General features: G+C 66.5%; 13 protein-coding genes. 7 read left to right on the forward strand and 6 right to left on the reverse strand.

Going from position 1 to position 16,309, the window contains the following annotated elements; genetic code table 11:
• Window positions 1-26: 26 nt before the first annotated feature.
• Window positions 27-3,584 carry a DUF2126 domain-containing protein gene (locus tag ACFQZZ_RS10875; RefSeq protein WP_378677606.1) on the reverse strand — a complete coding sequence of 1,186 codons (3,558 nt, stop codon included), beginning with the start codon at window positions 3,582-3,584 and terminating at the stop codon, window positions 27-29.
• A gap of 418 nt (window positions 3,585-4,002) precedes the next feature.
• On the opposite strand from ACFQZZ_RS10875, the gene ACFQZZ_RS10880 reads away from it, so the two are divergent.
• Window positions 4,003-4,647 (forward strand): hypothetical protein, encoded by a 645-nt coding sequence (locus ACFQZZ_RS10880; RefSeq protein ID WP_378677608.1) that lies wholly within the window; start codon window positions 4,003-4,005, stop codon window positions 4,645-4,647.
• A gap of 33 nt (window positions 4,648-4,680) precedes the next feature.
• Here the strand turns inward: ACFQZZ_RS10880 and ACFQZZ_RS10885 are convergent, their stop codons facing one another.
• The 3 genes from ACFQZZ_RS10885 to ACFQZZ_RS10895 are packed head-to-tail and all read right to left on the reverse strand — an operon-like array spanning window position 4,681 to window position 6,319.
• The gene (locus ACFQZZ_RS10885) at window positions 4,681-5,304 is read right to left on the reverse strand and encodes a LysE family translocator (RefSeq protein ID WP_378677611.1); all 624 of its coding nucleotides are present in this window, start codon (window positions 5,302-5,304) and stop codon (window positions 4,681-4,683) included.
• A 57-nt stretch (window positions 5,305-5,361) separates the two neighbouring features.
• Window positions 5,362-5,970 carry a recombination mediator RecR gene (gene recR, locus ACFQZZ_RS10890; protein ID WP_328408274.1) on the reverse strand — a complete coding sequence of 203 codons (609 nt, stop codon included), beginning with the start codon at window positions 5,968-5,970 and terminating at the stop codon, window positions 5,362-5,364.
• 16 nt (window positions 5,971-5,986) lie between these two features.
• Entirely contained in the window at window positions 5,987-6,319 is a 333-nt protein-coding gene (locus ACFQZZ_RS10895) for a YbaB/EbfC family nucleoid-associated protein (protein WP_378677613.1), read from the reverse strand.
• A 203-nt stretch (window positions 6,320-6,522) separates the two neighbouring features.
• Between ACFQZZ_RS10895 and ACFQZZ_RS10900 the strand changes: the two genes are divergently transcribed.
• The 4 genes from ACFQZZ_RS10900 (at window position 6,523) to ACFQZZ_RS10915 (ending at window position 9,097) form a co-directional block, all read left to right on the forward strand.
• Entirely contained in the window at window positions 6,523-7,098 is a 576-nt protein-coding gene (locus ACFQZZ_RS10900; RefSeq protein WP_378677616.1) for a hypothetical protein, read from the forward strand.
• A 162-nt stretch (window positions 7,099-7,260) separates the two neighbouring features.
• Window positions 7,261-7,863 carry a hypothetical protein gene (locus ACFQZZ_RS10905; RefSeq protein ID WP_378677618.1) on the forward strand — a complete coding sequence of 201 codons (603 nt, stop codon included), beginning with the start codon at window positions 7,261-7,263 and terminating at the stop codon, window positions 7,861-7,863.
• Between the two features lie 53 nt (window positions 7,864-7,916).
• Entirely contained in the window at window positions 7,917-8,732 is an 816-nt protein-coding gene (locus ACFQZZ_RS10910; RefSeq protein ID WP_378677620.1) for a MerR family transcriptional regulator, read from the forward strand.
• 14 nt (window positions 8,733-8,746) lie between these two features.
• Window positions 8,747-9,097: a VOC family protein gene (locus ACFQZZ_RS10915; RefSeq protein WP_378677622.1), complete on the forward strand. Its 351-nt coding sequence runs from the start codon at window positions 8,747-8,749 to the stop codon at window positions 9,095-9,097.
• A gap of 52 nt (window positions 9,098-9,149) precedes the next feature.
• Here ACFQZZ_RS10915 and ACFQZZ_RS10920 read toward each other — a convergent pair whose 3' ends face one another.
• Window positions 9,150-9,584 carry an SRPBCC family protein gene (locus ACFQZZ_RS10920; RefSeq protein WP_378677625.1) on the reverse strand — a complete coding sequence of 145 codons (435 nt, stop codon included), beginning with the start codon at window positions 9,582-9,584 and terminating at the stop codon, window positions 9,150-9,152.
• A gap of 284 nt (window positions 9,585-9,868) precedes the next feature.
• Here ACFQZZ_RS10920 and ACFQZZ_RS10925 point away from each other — a divergent pair, with 284 nt between their 5' ends.
• Window positions 9,869-11,308, forward strand: coding sequence for an FAD-binding oxidoreductase (locus ACFQZZ_RS10925; RefSeq protein WP_378678394.1), 1,440 nt, complete (start codon window positions 9,869-9,871; stop codon window positions 11,306-11,308).
• Window positions 11,305-12,621: a class I SAM-dependent methyltransferase gene (locus tag ACFQZZ_RS10930; protein ID WP_378677628.1), complete on the forward strand. Its 1,317-nt coding sequence runs from the start codon at window positions 11,305-11,307 to the stop codon at window positions 12,619-12,621. The genes ACFQZZ_RS10925 and ACFQZZ_RS10930 overlap by 4 nt, the downstream gene beginning before the upstream one ends.
• A 23-nt stretch (window positions 12,622-12,644) precedes the next feature.
• On the opposite strand, the gene ACFQZZ_RS10935 is transcribed toward ACFQZZ_RS10930, so the two are convergent.
• Entirely contained in the window at window positions 12,645-16,208 is a 3,564-nt protein-coding gene (locus tag ACFQZZ_RS10935) for a protein kinase (protein WP_378678397.1), read from the reverse strand.
• Window positions 16,209-16,309: the final 101 nt, after the last annotated feature.

Below are 16,309 nucleotides of genomic sequence, written 5' to 3' on the forward strand. Positions count from 1 at the left end.
GCACGCCGGGTGGACGCACATCCGACCTACCGATCGCTGACCAGTCCCCACACCGTCCGGGCCCGACGAAGGTCGAGAATGCCCGGCGCACCGATGTCGGTGGACTGTGCTGCCATCTTCGCACGTAGTTGCCCCGGATCGACCCGAGCTGTGGTGTGCCCGGCCGCCTCGAAGCGACGGTTGCGGCGCGATTGCGCGGCAACGGCGTTCACCGGCGGGTCGTCGAAGGCCATGCCACCGGGGTGCGCGACATGATAGGTGCAGCCGCCACGCGACAGCCCGGTCTCGGCGTCGATCAGGTCGAAGACCAGCGGCGCGTCGACGGTGATCGACGGATGCAGTGAGTTCGGCGGCTGCCAAGCCCGGTAGCGCACCCCGGCCACCTGCACATCGGCCTTGCCGGTGGCAAGCAGCGGTACCGGCATGCCGTTGCAGGTCACCACGTAGCGGTCGCGATCGGCACCGACCACTCGCACCTGCAACCGCTCCACCGAGGAGTCGACGTAACGGGAAGTGCCGGTGGCAGAGGTCTGCTCGCCGAGGGTGTGCCACGGTTCGATCGCGCCGCGCAGTTCGATCTCGACATCGCCGAGCACGACGGTGCCGATGCGCGGGAAACGGAATTCGGTGAACGGGTCGAGCCAGCTGGTGTCGAAATCGATGCCGTACTCGCGCAGGTCCGCGGCGACCTCGGCGATGTCGGCCATCAAGAAATGCGGAAGCAGGTAGCGGCCGTGCAGATTCGCGCCGTGTCGAATCAGCTTCGCCCGCAATGGTTGTGCCAAGAACCGGGCAACCAGGCCGCGCACCAGCAGCGACTGCACCATCGCCATCTGGAAATGCGGTGGCATCTCGAAGCCGCGCAACTCCACCAATCCGAGCCTGCCCCTTGCGGTTTCGGGGCTGTAGAGCTTATCGATGCAGAACTCGGCGCGGTGGGTGTTGCCGGTCAGGTCGGTGAGCAGGTGGCGCAGTGCGCGATCGACATACCAGGGCGGGGCGTCCTCGGACACGGAATCCTTGCTCAGCCGGGCTATTTCGGCGAACGCGATCTCCAGCTCGTACAGTGCGTCCTCACGACCCTCGTCCACGCGCGGGGCTTGCGAGGTGGGACCGACGAACCGGCCCGCGAACAGGTAGGACAACGCCGGGTGCCGCTGCCAGTAGGTGAGCATGGATACCAGCAGGTCGGGGCGGCGCAGCAGTGGCGAGCGAGCGGGCGTCACGCCGCCGAGGGTGATGTGGTTCCCGCCACCGGTGCCGCTGTGGCTGCCGTCGACATCGAACGACTCCGTGCTCAGCCTGGCCAGCCTGGCCTGCTCGTACAGCGTCGACAGCAGCTCGGACTGCTCGGCGAACGAGACCGTCGGCTGCACGTTCACCTCGATCACCCCGGGGTCCGGAGTCACCGACAAGGTGCGCAGCCGGGCATCGACCGGCGGTGCGTAACCCTCCAGCACCACCGGCTGACCGGACGGACCGAGCCCCGCGGCGGCGGTCTCGACACGTCGCACCAGATCGAGGAAGTCGTCGAGTTCCTCGAGCGGCGGCAGGAAAACATGCAGTCTGCCGTTGCGCACCTCGCCGACCAGTGCGGTGGTCGGTTCCCAGTCCGGGTCTTCGACCACCGCGGGCGGTTCGGCCCGTGCGATCTGCAGTGGTCCGACGAACAGCGGGTCACGGTCCGGACGCGTGCGCGGCGTGTGCCAGGAGACGGAATCCAGCGGCAGTCGCAGCCCGGCCGGAGAATCACCGTCGGACAACACGATTCGACCCTCGGGGTGCTCCGGCGACCCGCCCCGCCGCAACCGCCAGTCGCCGCTGGCCCACCCGGAGCCGTCCTCGCGGCGATACAGCGGCAGCACATATGCGGCGGGTTCGGTCACCGCGGCATCGAGCTTCGCGAGTAGCTCCCGGCGCGCCTGCGCCGAATCCTCATCCGGCTCGAGATCGTCGAAGGAGGCCACCGGGTCACCGACCGGCGCACGAACCACACCCGCCAGCCGAGCAAGCGGATCCTCGAAGGCCGGCCGGACCTGCGTATCCGGCAGACCGATACTCGCGGCGACATGAGCGATCAGCGCACGCGCCGAGCCGGGGTCGGCGGGTGCGGGAAATGGCGTGCGCCGAACCGCCACACGGTCAACGGACCTGTTCCCCGCGCACCCATCCGACTCCCCCGAACCCGCATCGAACACGACCGAGGTATCGACCACGCGCACTGCATTGCCCTCCAGCGCCACATGTTCGGCCATCGGCTCAATGCTCAGCACGACGCCTTCCCGCGACCGGTCGATGTGCCGCGGTGCCGACCACGGGTCGATGAGCAGATCGGGCCGGGTCCACACCGGCTCGTCGTCGGCGCGCCAGGCGACGGCGATCTCCCAGCGCGGCAACGGTTCTCCCGGGTACCACTTGCCCTGCCGATACTGGACGAGACCGGTCGGGGCGTAGATCCGGCGCAGCCGGTCGGCCAGATCGATTGCGCGTTCGCGCTTGTGCGTGCCGTCGGCCTCGGTCGTCCATTCCGGGCTGGTCTGGTCATCGATCGAGACGAAGGTCGGCTCGCCGCCGATGGTCAGACCGACCTGTTCGGCGGCCATCCGCGCGTCGACCGCAGCACCGGCCGCGGTGATCCGCTCCCACTGGGACCCGGTGTAGGGCAACGTGACTCGCGGGTCTTCATGGACCCGCCGGACGGTGTTGGCGAAGTCCATGGTCGCCTCGGTCGGTCCGGTCGCACCGGTGATCGCGGCCGACGAGGTCGGATGCGGTGTCGCGGCCAGCGGAATATGCCCCTCGCCCGCGAACAGACCCGAGGTGGGATCCAGCCCGACCCAGCCGGCACCGGGCAGATACGCCTCCGTCCACGCGTGCAGATCGGTGAAATCGGCGGGCGGACCCGACGGTCCGTCGAGTGCGGGAACGTCCTGGGCCAACTGCACCAGATACCCCGAGACGAACCGAGCGGCCAAGCCGAGTTCGCGCAGGACGGACACCAGCAGCCAGGCCGAATCGCGGCACGACCCGATCGCGCTGCGCAACGTGTGGTCGGGCGACTGCACCCCGGGTTCCATCCGGATCGTGTAGCCGACATCCTGACGCAACGCCTGATTGATCGCGACCAGGAAGTCGATGGTGCGCGGCTGATCGCTCGGCGCATGGGTGCGCACCCAGTCGCGAACCAACTCGCCTGGCCCCGAGCCCGGTCCCGATTCGTCCACCGGCCGCAGATACGGCTCCAGATCCGCGATCAGTTCCCTGTGGTAGCCGAACGGAAAGTGCTCGGCATAGTCCTCGATGAAGAAGTCGAACGGGTTGATGACCTCGAGGTCGGCGATCAGCCCGACGGTGATGGACAACTCGCGGGCCGGATTCGGAAAAACCAGCCGGGCAAGGAAATTGCCGAACGCGTCCTGCTGCCAGTTGCGGAAGTGGTCGGCGGGCGTCACCCGCATCGAGTAGGCGTCGATTCTGGTCCTGGAATGCGGCGCGGGCCGCAGCCGCACCACGTGGGGATGAATCTCCACGAGACGGTCGAAGCTGTAGGTGGTCCGGTGTTCGAGTGACACCTTGATGCCCATGCAGCAAGTTCACCACACCACGCCGCGCACGCGGAGGGACATGGATCGCCAGTGTCCGGACAGTCGCGTTCTCGATGCCGCAGCGCGACACGCAGCCGACCTCCCACCGCCCGACTCACATGGGTGCTATGACCGAATTACGAACCGATCTCGTCTGGAGGTCACATGCGCGCACTCACGTGTCGATCCTGCGAAACCGCCGTCGACCACTGCCACGGCACCCTCATCGTCCACCTGAGCCGGATCGCCGAATGCACTGATGAAAACTGCATCGATCCAGACCACGCCCGCCACACCTTCGTTGTCGACTGTGCCGATGTCGCGGGTGGTTGCGCGTGCGCGGCACCGGCCATCGACGCCACACGCTCCGCCTGAACGCGTGGGTGGCCCGCGATCCTCGCCCCCGTACCCTGGCCGGGTGAACTACGACCTCGTCTTGTTGCCATCCGGTGCCGCTTCGACGCTCGCGGAAGTGGACACCTACCTGTCCACCCAGCAGGGGCTGGCCGAGACGGACGTGGTCGCGATGCTGGCGGCGGAACTGAACAAACGCAATGCCGAATTACCCGAGGAAGACCATTTCCTCGGGGCGGATTCGGTCGGTGGCGCGGCAACCGGCGCGGTACTGCACGTGCCTTGCCCCTATGACGCGATCGGATATGTCCGCCAGCTGCTGTTCGCGCTCGCGACACCGCTGAACTACGCGATCTACGACCCCCAGCTCGCCTGGCTGATCGATCCGGCCGGGAGCGTTCCTGCCACGGTCACGCACGGCGGCGCTGGCGAATTCCCCTATCTCACCGAGGCACTCGCGCAGCTGTGGGTTTCCGAGCTCGCCCCGCCGAACCCCTATCTGATCGTCGAGCGCGCCGACCAGGTCTACATGCAGACCTACCGCGCCGAATCGGGGATATTCACCGTGGAGTACCGAGATGGCGCTCCCAACAAGCACTTCGGCACCACACTCAGCGACGCCTCGGCGGTCGCGGCCCTGATCTGGGAGTGGGCCACCGACGACCGCACCCGGCTGCAGACACTCCCCTGGACCCGAGTCGAGCTCTGATCCGAATACGCATTCCGGCACAGCGCCGGCGGCTCACTGATTTTGGACGGCGAGACGACCCGCAAGCGCGATGAAGGACGCGCCGAAGGCGCGCCGCATCCAGGTGACCACGATCGGGCGGGAGATGACGTGGTTGCGCACGGCCGCGGCGCAGGCGCCGTACACGGCGAACACGACGAACGTGGCGAGCATGAAGATCGCGCTCAGTTCGAGCATGCGCGCCAACGCATTCGGCGCACCGGTCGGCACGAACTGGGGCAAGAAGGCGAAGAAGAAGATCGTCAGCTTCGGGTTGAGGATATTGAGCAGCACCGCCGCCGTGATCACCTGGCGGGCCGACGGCGCGGTGCGCCCGGCGGGCGCATCCTCCGGTACGGCGAGAGCCCCCTTGTCACGGAAGGTGTTCCATGCCATATACAGCAGGTAGGCGACGCCGAGGTACTTCAACGTCTGGAAGGCGACCGCGCTCGCGTTGAGCAGTGCGGCCAGACCGGTCACCGCCGCGATCATGTGCGGGACGATGCCGAGCGTGCAGCCGAAGGCCGCGATCGCGCTGGCCCGTGCACCACGTGATAGCCCGGCAGCCAGCGTGAAAAGCACGCCGGTACCGGGTGTGGCAACGATGACGAGCGTGGTCAGCAGAAACTCGATGCTCATCCCCGACACAGTAACCCGCGTCCGGCGAAGCGCAACCCCTTCGAAGCACGGCTCGAACTACAGCGCGCGACGCCCCGACAGCGCGCGACCCAGCGTCAGCTCGTCCGCGAACTCCAGATCGCCGCCCATCGGCAGCCCGGAGGCCAGGCGGGTCACGCTGAGTCCGGGGAAATCGCGCAGCATCCGCACGAGGTAGGTGGCCGTCGCTTCGCCCTCGGTGTTCGGGTCGGTCGCGATGATCACCTCGGTGACGTCGATGCCGTCTTCCTGATTTCCGATGCGCGCCAACAGTTCTCGAATCCGCAGCTGGTCCGGACCGATGCCACTGAGCGGATCGAGCGCACCGCCGAGCACGTGGTAGCGGCCGCGGAACTCGCGGGTGCGCTCGATGGCCTGCACGTCCTTCGGCTCCTCGACCACGCAGATCATGGTGCGGTCACGGCGCGGGTCGGCGCAGATGCGGCACATTTCGTTATCGGAGACCGTGCCACAGACCACGCAGAACTGCACGCCGTCGCGCACCTTCTGCAACGCGGCCTGCAACCGGTCGATCTCCGGCGGCTCCACCTGCAAAAAGTGAAAGGCTATGCGCTGCGCGCTCTTCGGACCGATGCCGGGCAGTTTGCCGAGCTCATCGATCAGATCCTGAACCGGACCCTCGTACAACTGCTACGTCCCCGGATCAGAAGTCCGGCAGACCGGGCAGCGAGCCGCCACCCGCCAGCGGACCGAGCCGCTCGGACGCCATCTGCTGCGCATTGGCCATCGCGGCGTTGACCGCACCGATCACCAGGTCCTGCAGTCCCTCGATATCGTCGGGGTCGACGATCTTCGGATCGATGGTCAGCGAAATCACCTCGCCGGAGGCTTTGATCGTCACCTTGACCAGTCCACCGCCGGCTTGACCCTCCACTTCGGTCGCCGCTATCTCGGCCTGGGCCTCCATCACCGCCTGCTGCATCTGCTGCGCCTGAGCGAGTAACTGCTGCATGTCGAACTGACCACCGGGCTGCACGGCTTGTCCTCTCTGCGGAAGTGTCGCCGTCCAGCGTAGCCCCGGATCGATCGTGCCCCGGATCGGCATGGTGCTCGTCTTTCGCCGTCCCGCGTTCGCCCGCCTGGAGTCAGGTAACGGATTGGTTGCCAAAGGTCAGTCGCGAGGGTTGTCGGCCTACGATCGAGGCGGCCAGAGACCGGTGTGACAAGTCTGGAGGCAGCATGAGCACAAACCGAGCACTCATTCTGAGCATCCTCTCGCTTTCCCTGGGATTTTCCAGCGTATTCGCTGTTTCTTCGGCAACGGCGGACTCCGGAGTCGGAGGTGTATCCGACTATGGCGGAGGGTGCCTGCTCGATCCGGGCAATCGCGCAGCGACAATAGATTCGCTGCGATTTCGCTGCTCCGCCGATCAGCAGGATGCGATCTTCAATGACGCGCCACGCGGCGCGGTTCCGATGGGTGCGAAGAACGGCTGGGTCATCCGCCCGGTGGACATGCGGTCCTGGACCCCTGCCGTCTGGATCGGTAAGACCTTCTACACCAGCTCCGACGGCGGCTACCTGATGAACAGAATTACGGGTGCGGGCATCGAGGGCTGGCGCGCCGATGTGTACAGCGCCCCCGCGATCCTGGACGGCGGGCCGACCTGGGCGCTGAACTATGCCCCTTCCCCGACGCCGCAGGTCTACGACGAGATCCGGGAGATCACACCGGGCGTCTGGTTCGGTTACTCGTGGTGGCGCGAATCCGCCTCACCGAGGATGATGCTGAGCTTCGCCCTCGCGACGCCGTAACCGTCGCCCGCGACGTTGAACCCGGGCCCCGGCGAACAATTTTCGAGTTCATACAGATCTCGAGTTGGACACTCCTATCGGCGATCCCCGATCCAACCGGCAGCTCCGCCTTACCCTCGAACTGCGGCGGAGACCTGACGCGGTGAGTTTCTGGAGACAGCTGTGAGCACAAGCCGAGTAGTCCTGCTGAGCGCCCTGACATTTTCCCTGGGCTTTCCGAGTCTCTTCCTCGGGTTCGACTCCCCCGCAGCCTCGGCGGACTCCGGCGTCACAGCGGACTCCGACGTCGCGGCGGCGGCAGACTACGGCGGTGGCTGCGTCCTCTATCCCGACAACCGCGCCGCGACCATCGACTCGCTGCGGTCGCGCTGCGGGCCCGCGCAGCAAGACGCCATCTTCCGTGACGCGACGCAGGGCGAGGCCCCGATGGGTGTGAAGGACGGCTGGGTGATCAGACCACCTGCCGTGCAGTCGATCGCCCGCACGTTCTGGATCGGCAAGACCTTCTACACCGGCCCCGACGGCGGCTACCTGATGAACAGAATTACGGGTGCAGGCATCGAGGGCTGGCGCGCCGATGTGTACAGCGCCCCCGCCATCACCGACGGAATGCCGACCTGGGCCCTCAACTACACCCCATCCCCGACACCACCCGTCTACGACGAGATCCGTGAGGTCACCCCCGGCGTCTGGTTCGGCTACTCCTGGTGGCGCGGCGCCCTCCAGACCACACTGCTGCTGACCTTCGCTATCGCGACACCGTAAGCCGGACTGGGTCGCTTGACTCTCCCCTCACTGGAGGGTGTTCGCTGAGAGGCATGACAGCGACCGTCTCCATCGGGGAGTTCGCCAGGCTGACCTATTTCAGCGTGAAGACGCTCCGGTACTACCACGACATCGAGCTGCTCGAGCCCGTCGCGGTCGATCCTGGGTCCGGGTACCGGAGGTACTCGACCGATCAGGTCGCGCAGGCCCATTTGATCCGGCGACTGCGCGAATTGGATATGCCGCTACCCGAGATCAAGGGCCTACTGGCCGCCCCGGACGAGGGCGCCAGAAACGCCGCCCTGCGTGCGCACCTGGCACGAATGGAAGCGGAACTGCAGCGCACGAGAGACGTGGTCGCCTCGTTGCGATCGCTGCTCACACCCGCCGCGCCGATCGCCGTCGAATACCGTTCGATTCCGGCGGTGCCGGTCATCGCGTTCGTCGACACGGTCACCAGGGCGGCAATCGGCCCGTGGTGCGAGTCGGCATTCTCGCTGCTATACGAGACGCTCGAGGCCGCGAAGGTGGCGCCGGCCGGTATCGCGGGCGCCACCTACTCGATGGAGTTCTTCGCCGACGAAGAGGGCGAGGTCGTCGCCTTCGTCCCGGTCCCCGTGGGCACCCGGATAGACCTGCCGGAGGAACTCGCGCTCATCGAACTACCGGCCCGCCGATTCGCGGTCGCCGTGCACAACGGATCGTTCGACGATTTCGATCGCACCTACGGCGCGCTCGGCAGCCATGTCGCCGAAAACGACAGTGCGCTGGTCGAACCCGTCCGTGAGCTGTATGTGCTCGGCCCCGGCGATATCGACGATCCCCGTGCCTACCGAACCGAAGTCTGCTGGCCCATCGGCCTGCTCTGAATAGGAGAATCTCGATGACACTCGCACTCGGACACGTCACATTCGACTGTCACGACGCCGCCGCCCTTGCGGGCTTCTGGTCCGAACTGCTGGACAAGCCGGTGGATCCGGAGGCGAGCGTCCAGTTCGCCACGGTGGGCAGCGGCTCCGGTCTGTCGCCGATCCTGATGTTCATTCAGGTGCCGGACAAGACGCCCGGCAAGAACGTGATCCATCTCGACTTCCACGCCGCCGACTGGCGCGAGCAGATCGATCGGGCAATCAGCCTCGGCGCCAAGCACATCGGCGACTTCGACGAGTTCGGCGCGAAGTGGGCGACGCTGGCCGACCCGGAGGGCAACCTCTTCGATATCGGCGCGGCGTAATCCACGACCCGACACCGGAGCCCCGGCTTTTCGCCGGGGCCCTCGGTGTCTGTCAGGCCAGTTCGCGCTGCAGGTTGCCCAGCACCTCGGCCTGAATCTTCTTCAGGCCCAACGGCGCGAAGATTCCTTCGAAGATGCCGGCGACGCCGCCCGCACCCTTCCACGACGTGCGCAGCGTGACCTGCGAACCCGAACCGTCGGGGGTCACTGTCCAGGTGTTCACCATCGTCGAGTTCGAATCACGCTCGGTCACCATCGAATCCGACACCGAGACAACGGCATGTACGTTGCGGGTGCGCTTCTCGGTGGCCTTCAGCGTCCACTCGGCCACGGTGCCGGCACCCTTGCCGCCCTCGATGACCTTGTAGTCGCTGTAGTGCGGAGAGAGGATGCGGGGACGCACCGTCTCGTAGTCCGCAATGGCCTCGAGCACACGCTGCGGATCCGCCGAGACGGCGATCGAACTGCTGGCGCTGACCTGTCCCACAATGAGCTCCCTTGTCCGGATGCGGCGTATTTCGAGCGACCTGCAAAGCAGTCGCAAGTGGTGCCCACCCCATCCTGCCCTGTCCCGCTCCCCGCGCGCCGTTCAGGTTCGGCTGCGCCGCACCTGCAGCACTGCTAGGCTCCCGCCAGGTGCACCGGGAGGGTACCCGCCACTGTCGGCAGAGCCCCGGTATTCCCGATGCAACAGATGCGTGACATTTATCCCTCGTCAGCGGCCTCACGGTGGCTGAGCATTGAGGTGCGTACTAGCGTCGAGGGGTGGCAGTGAGTCTGTTGGGGAAGGCCGGACACGCATCGGCCGCACACGAATCAGGGTTCGCCGCGCATCGTGCGGGAGTCGACCGCCTACTGGCGAGTTACCGCGCGATACCCGACGCCGCGAACGTCAGGCTGGCGAAGAAGACATCGAATCTGTTTCGGGCCAGAGCCAAGAACCCCGCGCCCGGCCTCGACGTTTCCGGCTTGGCCAAGGTGATCGCGGTGGACCCCGTCGCGAAGACCGCCGACGTGGCCGGGATGACCACCTACGAGAATCTGGTCGCCGCCACCCTGCCGTATGGGCTGGCGCCGCTGGTGGTTCCGCAGCTCAAGACGATCACCCTCGGCGGCGCGGTCACCGGCCTCGGCATCGAGTCCACCTCGTTCCGCAACGGCCTGCCGCACGAGTCGGTGCTGGAAATGGACGTGCTGACCGGCGCGGGCGAGATCGTCACCGCGACACCGAACGGCGAGAATGCGGCGCTGTTCCGCGGCTTTCCGAACTCCTACGGCACGCTCGGCTACACCGTCCGTCTGAAGATCGAGCTCGAGACCGTCCAGCCGTACGTGGCGCTGCGGCACCTGCGCTTCCACGACCTGCGTGAGCTGGAAGCCACGCTGGCCGAGATCGTCACCGCGAAGACTTACGACGGCGAACGCGTCGACTACCTCGACGGTGTCGTGTTCACCGCCGAGGAGAGCTACCTGACCCTCGGCAGGCAGACCGACGAGCCGGGCCCGGTCAGCGACTACACCGATATGGACATCTACTACCGGTCCATCCAGCACGATTCCGCCGAGCCGAAGCATGACCGGCTGACCATCCACGACTACCTGTGGCGCTGGGACACCGACTGGTTCTGGTGCTCCCGCGCGTTCGGCGCGCAGAACCCGAAGTACCGCAGGTTCTGGCCGAAGCGCTACCGGCGCAGCAGCTTCTATTGGAAGCTCATCGCGCTCGACCACCGTTACCACATCGGCGACCGGATGGAGGCCCGCCAGGGCAACCTGCCGCGCGAGCGCGTCGTGCAGGATATCGAGGTGCCGGTCGAGCGGACCGCCGACTTCGTCGAGTGGTTCCTGCGCGAGATCCCGATCGAGCCGCTCTGGTTGTGCCCGCTGCGGCTGCGTGATACCGGCGAGGAGGCCAGGGCCGGGCGACCGTGGCCGCTGTACCCGCTGGAGCCGAACCGCACCTATGTGAACGTCGGATTCTGGTCGGCCGTTCCGACCATCGCGGGTCAGCCCGAGGGTGCGGCCAACCGCGCCATCGAACAGACGGTCACCGAGTTCGACGGCCATAAGTCCCTGTACTCGGATTCGTACTACGGCAAAGATGAATTCGCGGCCCTGTACGGCGGCGAGATGTACACCGAATTGAAGAAGCGCTACGACCCGGACCAGCGGCTGCTGGACCTGTACTCGAAGGCGGTGCAACGCAAATGACTACATTCAAGGACCGTTCCGATGTCTTCGCCGATCTCGGAACCAAGCTCAGCATTGCCGAGGTTTTCGAAACGCTGCTCGACGGCGACATCCCGATCCGCTTCACCGCCTACGACGGCAGTGCGACCGGCCCGGAGGACTCGGAGTTCGCTCTTGAAGTGAAGACCCCGCGCGGCATCAATTACCTGGCGACCGCCCCCGGCGATCTCGGTATGGCCCGCGCCTACATCTCCGGCGACATGACCGCCATCGGCGTGCATCCCGGCGATCCGTACGAGATCCTCAAAGCGATGGAAGCGCTGAAATTCCATCGTCCCTCGGCGCTGGCCCTGGTGACCATCGCCCGATCGCTCGGCTGGGAGCGGCTGCGCCCGATCGCGCCGCCGCCGCAGGAGACCCTGCCGCGCTGGCGTCGGATCGCGCTGGAGGGCCTGCGCCACTCCAAGACTCGCGACGCCGAGGCCATCCACCACCACTACGACGTCTCGAACACCTTTTACGAGTACGTCCTCGGCCCGTCGATGACCTACACCTGCGCGGTCTACGACGACGAGCAGTGGACGCTGGAGCAGGCGCAGGAGAATAAGTACCGCCTGGTGTTCGACAAGCTGCGCCTGAAGGCAGGCGACCGGCTGCTCGACATCGGCTGTGGCTGGGGCGGCATGGTCCGCTACGCGGCCAAGCGCGGCGTCAAGGTCATCGGCGCGACGCTCTCGGCCGAGCAGGCCGAGTGGGCACAGCAGAGGATCGCCGAGGATGGTCTGTCCGAGCTGGCCGAGGTTCGCCACTCCGACTACCGCGATATCCCCGAGGTCGGCTTCGACGCCGTGTCCTCGATCGGGTTGACCGAACACATCGGCGTGCACAACTACCCGTTCTACTTCGAATACATCCAGGGCAAGCTGCGTGACGGTGGCCTGTTCCTGAACCACTGCATCACCCGCCCCGACAACCTACGCAGCACCAAGGCGGGCGACTTCATCGACCGCTATGTGTTCCCGGACGGCGAGCTGATCGGTTCCGGCCGCATCATTTCCGAGATCCAGAACGTCGGGCTCGAGGTGGTGCACGAGGAGAACCTCCGCGAGCACTACGCGCTCACCCTGCATGAATGGTGTAAGAACCTGGTTGCCAACTGGGATGCGTGCGTCGAGGAAGTCGGCGAAGGCACCGCCAAGGTGTGGGGTCTGTACATGGCAGGCTGCCGACTCGGCTTCCAGCGCAACGTGGTTCAGCTACACCAGGTGCTCGGCGTGAAGCTGGGCCCGAACGGCGAGTCCGGCTTACCGCTGCGCCCTTGGTGGCAGGGATAGCATCACGACGCCCAGCTGCCCGCTCAGTCCAGGAGTTCATCCAGGAACAGAGCGGGCAGTGCCGTATCTTCGTATTGTGCAGAGCCCGAACGCATTTCGGTGCGCAGCACCCGCATGATGGCGAGGACCCCTGGGCCTGCGTCCAGTAGCGGCCGGGTCCAGCCGAGGTCCGCACAGGTGACGGCGGCGGGTAGCAGCAGTCCGGTGGCCTCGCCCACCCAGCCGGAGGCCGCGAGGCACTCGGCGAGCAACAGTGCGGTATCCAATTCCGCACGGGGACGGTGCTGTTCGACCATTCGGGCGTGCAGCGCGCGGGCCCTGCGCACCGAGCGATCGTCGGAGCGGAGCTGGCGTTGGGCGAGCAGCGCCCGGATGGCGGCGATCTCCTCCGCCTCGGCGGCCAGTGCGGCCGTACCTGTCATCCGGTGGGCGTGGTGAATGGTGCCGGAAGTATCGGACTCGTAGCCCGCCGAGTCGACCGCACGCCGGGCCGCGGTATCGGTGAGCAGGCCGAGCCGCAGCCGCTCGGCGCGAATGTGGGCAGCCAGCCGAGTCAGCCTGTTGTCGGCGGCAATCCGGTCGCCCTCATCGAGCCGGGCGGTGGCGGTGTACATATCGCCGAGTACCGCTTTGACCCTGGCGCCGATGACGAACGTCGAGATCAGGAAGTCGACCGGGCCGACCCGGGCGACCAGCTGATGGCTTTCGTCGAGCAGCCGATCGGCTGCCTCCAGATCGCCACGGCGGTAACATAATTCGCCGAGCAGTGCGGCAGCCACCCGCACCGCGTGCGAGCGCGGACCGGACCGGACGCTCGCGGTCTCGAAAGCCTGCTGGAAACATGCGGTCGCAGTGTCGATGTCGAGCTGTTCGTATGCCGTGGCGCCCTGCACGCAGAGTCCGAACACCGCACCGAGCGGGTCCTTCGATCGTTCGTGATACTCCGAGGCCCAATCCTGGATCTCGCGGACGCCATCGAAATCGAAGTCGCACAACCGCACGAACGAGGTCAGATTCGCCGCGGTCGACACTGTCCAGGCGTGCAGTTCATCCGGCTGCCGCAGGCAGTCGGCCACCTGGTCGAGCACGCCTTCGGTGTGGTCCCTCGCGACCGAATCCGCGGCGGCGAGTACCGCGGCCTCACAGCGCTGACGAATCACATCGGCGTCGGCGGACGACCCGCGGGCCAGCACATTGGACAGTCGTCCGAGCGCGGTGCGCGCCGCGCTGGACTGCTGCAGATTGACATTGGCGCGCGCGACCGCCATCAACAGCTTGGATCGCGAAGCGACCTGCTGCATAGGCAGTTTCGATACGGTGCCGAGCAGGGTGGCCAGCCGGGACTTGTCGATCAGATCCATGCCGCCGCCCTCGAGCAGGTCGAGCGCCATCTTCAGATCCGTTGCCGCCAGCGCATGATCGACCGACTTACGCAGCAACTGATGCTCGGCATACCAGCGAGATGCCTTGCGGTGCAAAGCCTTCAGCCGACCCGGGTTGGCACGCTCCAACCGGGCGCGCAGATGTTCGGCGAACAGCGGCTGCATCCGGAACCACTCCGGATCGTGCGCGATGCGCTGCACGAACAGCTCTCGCTGCTCCGCCTGCTCCAGCAGGTGTTCGCTCTCGGGATCCTCCGACAGCGCCGCGGCGAGCGAACCGCACACCCGCTCGGTCACCGAGATCGACATCAGGAAGTCGAGCATCTTGGGATCGAGTGTGTCGAGGACGTTCTCGGCCAGGTATTCCCTGATCCCGTGATTGCCTTCGGACAGGTTGGCGATCAGCTGGTCCGGATCGGCGTTGCCGCGCAACGAAAGACTCACCAATTGAATGGCGGCGGGCCAGCCGTCGGTAGCCGCGTGGATCTGTTCCACCTGTGCATCCGTGAGTGCGAAACCGTTGCGCTCCACCAAAATCTGCCTGGTCTCCGTGGCGGTCAGGCGCAGCGCCGACGACCCGATCTCGACCAGTTCGTCGTACACCCGCAGCCTGCTCGTCGGCAAGCCCGACTGCTCCCTGCTTGTCACCACGAAGCGCAAGTGGTGACATCCGTTGTCCAGCAATGCCTCCATCGCCCGGTGCGCGCCCGCGTCGGTGACCCGATGCCAGTCGTCGACGACCACCACGATGGTGGAGCCCGCCGCGTGGATCTCGTCGATCAGTGTCGCGATGACGAACGCGACGGCGTCGGCGGGCCGCTCCTCCAGCACCTGGTCGAGCCCATCGCCGATGTCCGGACGGACCCGGCGGATGGCCTCGATGAGGTGGGCGAGAAACCAGATCTCGTTGTCGTCGTCGCGATCGACGCCGATCCAGGCGACCGGGACACCGCCCTCGGTCAGCTCGGCGCGCCACTGTGCGGCCACCGTGCTCTTCCCGAACCCGGCGGGTGCATGGATCACCGCGAGCCTGCGTCGACCGCCCGCCCGCAGTGTGTCCAACAGCCGGGGACGTGGAACCGGGTCCCTGGCCGGAGTCGGCGGGCGAAACTTCGTGGCCGCCGTCGGCGGCAGCGTGGTCGTCGTCGGCCCGTTCGTCCCGGGGTACTGCGACACCGCGGGCCGCAGCGTCAACGGCCAGGTGCGCCGCGCGGTCACCGCGGGCCGGGCCACCGTCGACTCGGCGCCGTTGATGTCGACCGCGTCGGGCTCCACGACGGTATCCAGCAGCGCCATCTCGTCGGGCACTTGATCGTGCTCGCGTTGCACCGTGCGCAGCATTTCGCCGAGGTCGTAGGCCGAGTCGGGACGTCCGAGCGGGTCGGTGGACATCGCCTGCTCGATCGCGGCGGCCAGATCGGCCGGAATGTCCTGGGCGCGTAGGTCGGGCAGCGGTTGGGTGGTAATCCGCAGGAACTGCGCGACGACCTTCTCCCCTGCCTGCCTTTCGTAGGCGGCGTGTCCGGTGAGCAAGGCGAACAGCGTGGCGCCGAGTCCGTACACATCCGAGCGGATGGTCGGGTCCGCGCCCTTGAGTACCTCCGGCGCGGTGAACGCGGGCGAGCCGGTGATCAAACTGCTCGAGGTCTGAAAGCCGCCAGGAATCCTGGCGATCCCGAAATCGGTCAGCTGCGGTTCGCCATAGCCGCTGAGCAGCACGTTTGCAGGCTTCACGTCGCGGTGCAGGATCTGAGCGCGGTGCGCGCTCTCGATCGCGCCTGCCAGCTTCACCCCGGCGCGCAGTGAATCCGCCCAGGTGAGCGGTCCACGATCGCGGATGACCCGCTCCAGCGAACCGCGCGTGCAATAGGGCATGACGATGAACGGCAATCCGGTCGCGGTGACATCGACCTGCAGAATGTCGACAATGTTCGGGTGGCCGGACAACCGGCCCATGGCCTGCTCCTCACGCAGGAACCGTTCGCGACTCTCCTGGTCGATTTCCGACGACAGCACCTTCACCGCGACCACCCGGTCGAGCGCCTGCTGAATGCAGCGGTAGACCACCCCGAAGCCACCCCGGCCGATCTCGACAGCGCCGGACAGGCCCATTGCCTCCAACTCGTCGGCAATCCCGATGGGCGGATGTCGCTGCGTGTCCGATTCGGCCGGAGTCGATTCGGGGCTTACCTTGCCCGAACGCATCTGTGGATTCACGTGACCACCTCGAATTCACATCGAATCGGCGTCACCGGCGATCGTGCTGCGCGGACGTCGGACATCGCGAAGAGTTCTCGCGATGTCCG

The organism is Nocardia sp. GCM10030253 (assembly GCF_042675075.1).
Classification (GTDB): Bacteria; Actinomycetota; Actinomycetes; order Mycobacteriales; family Mycobacteriaceae; genus Nocardia.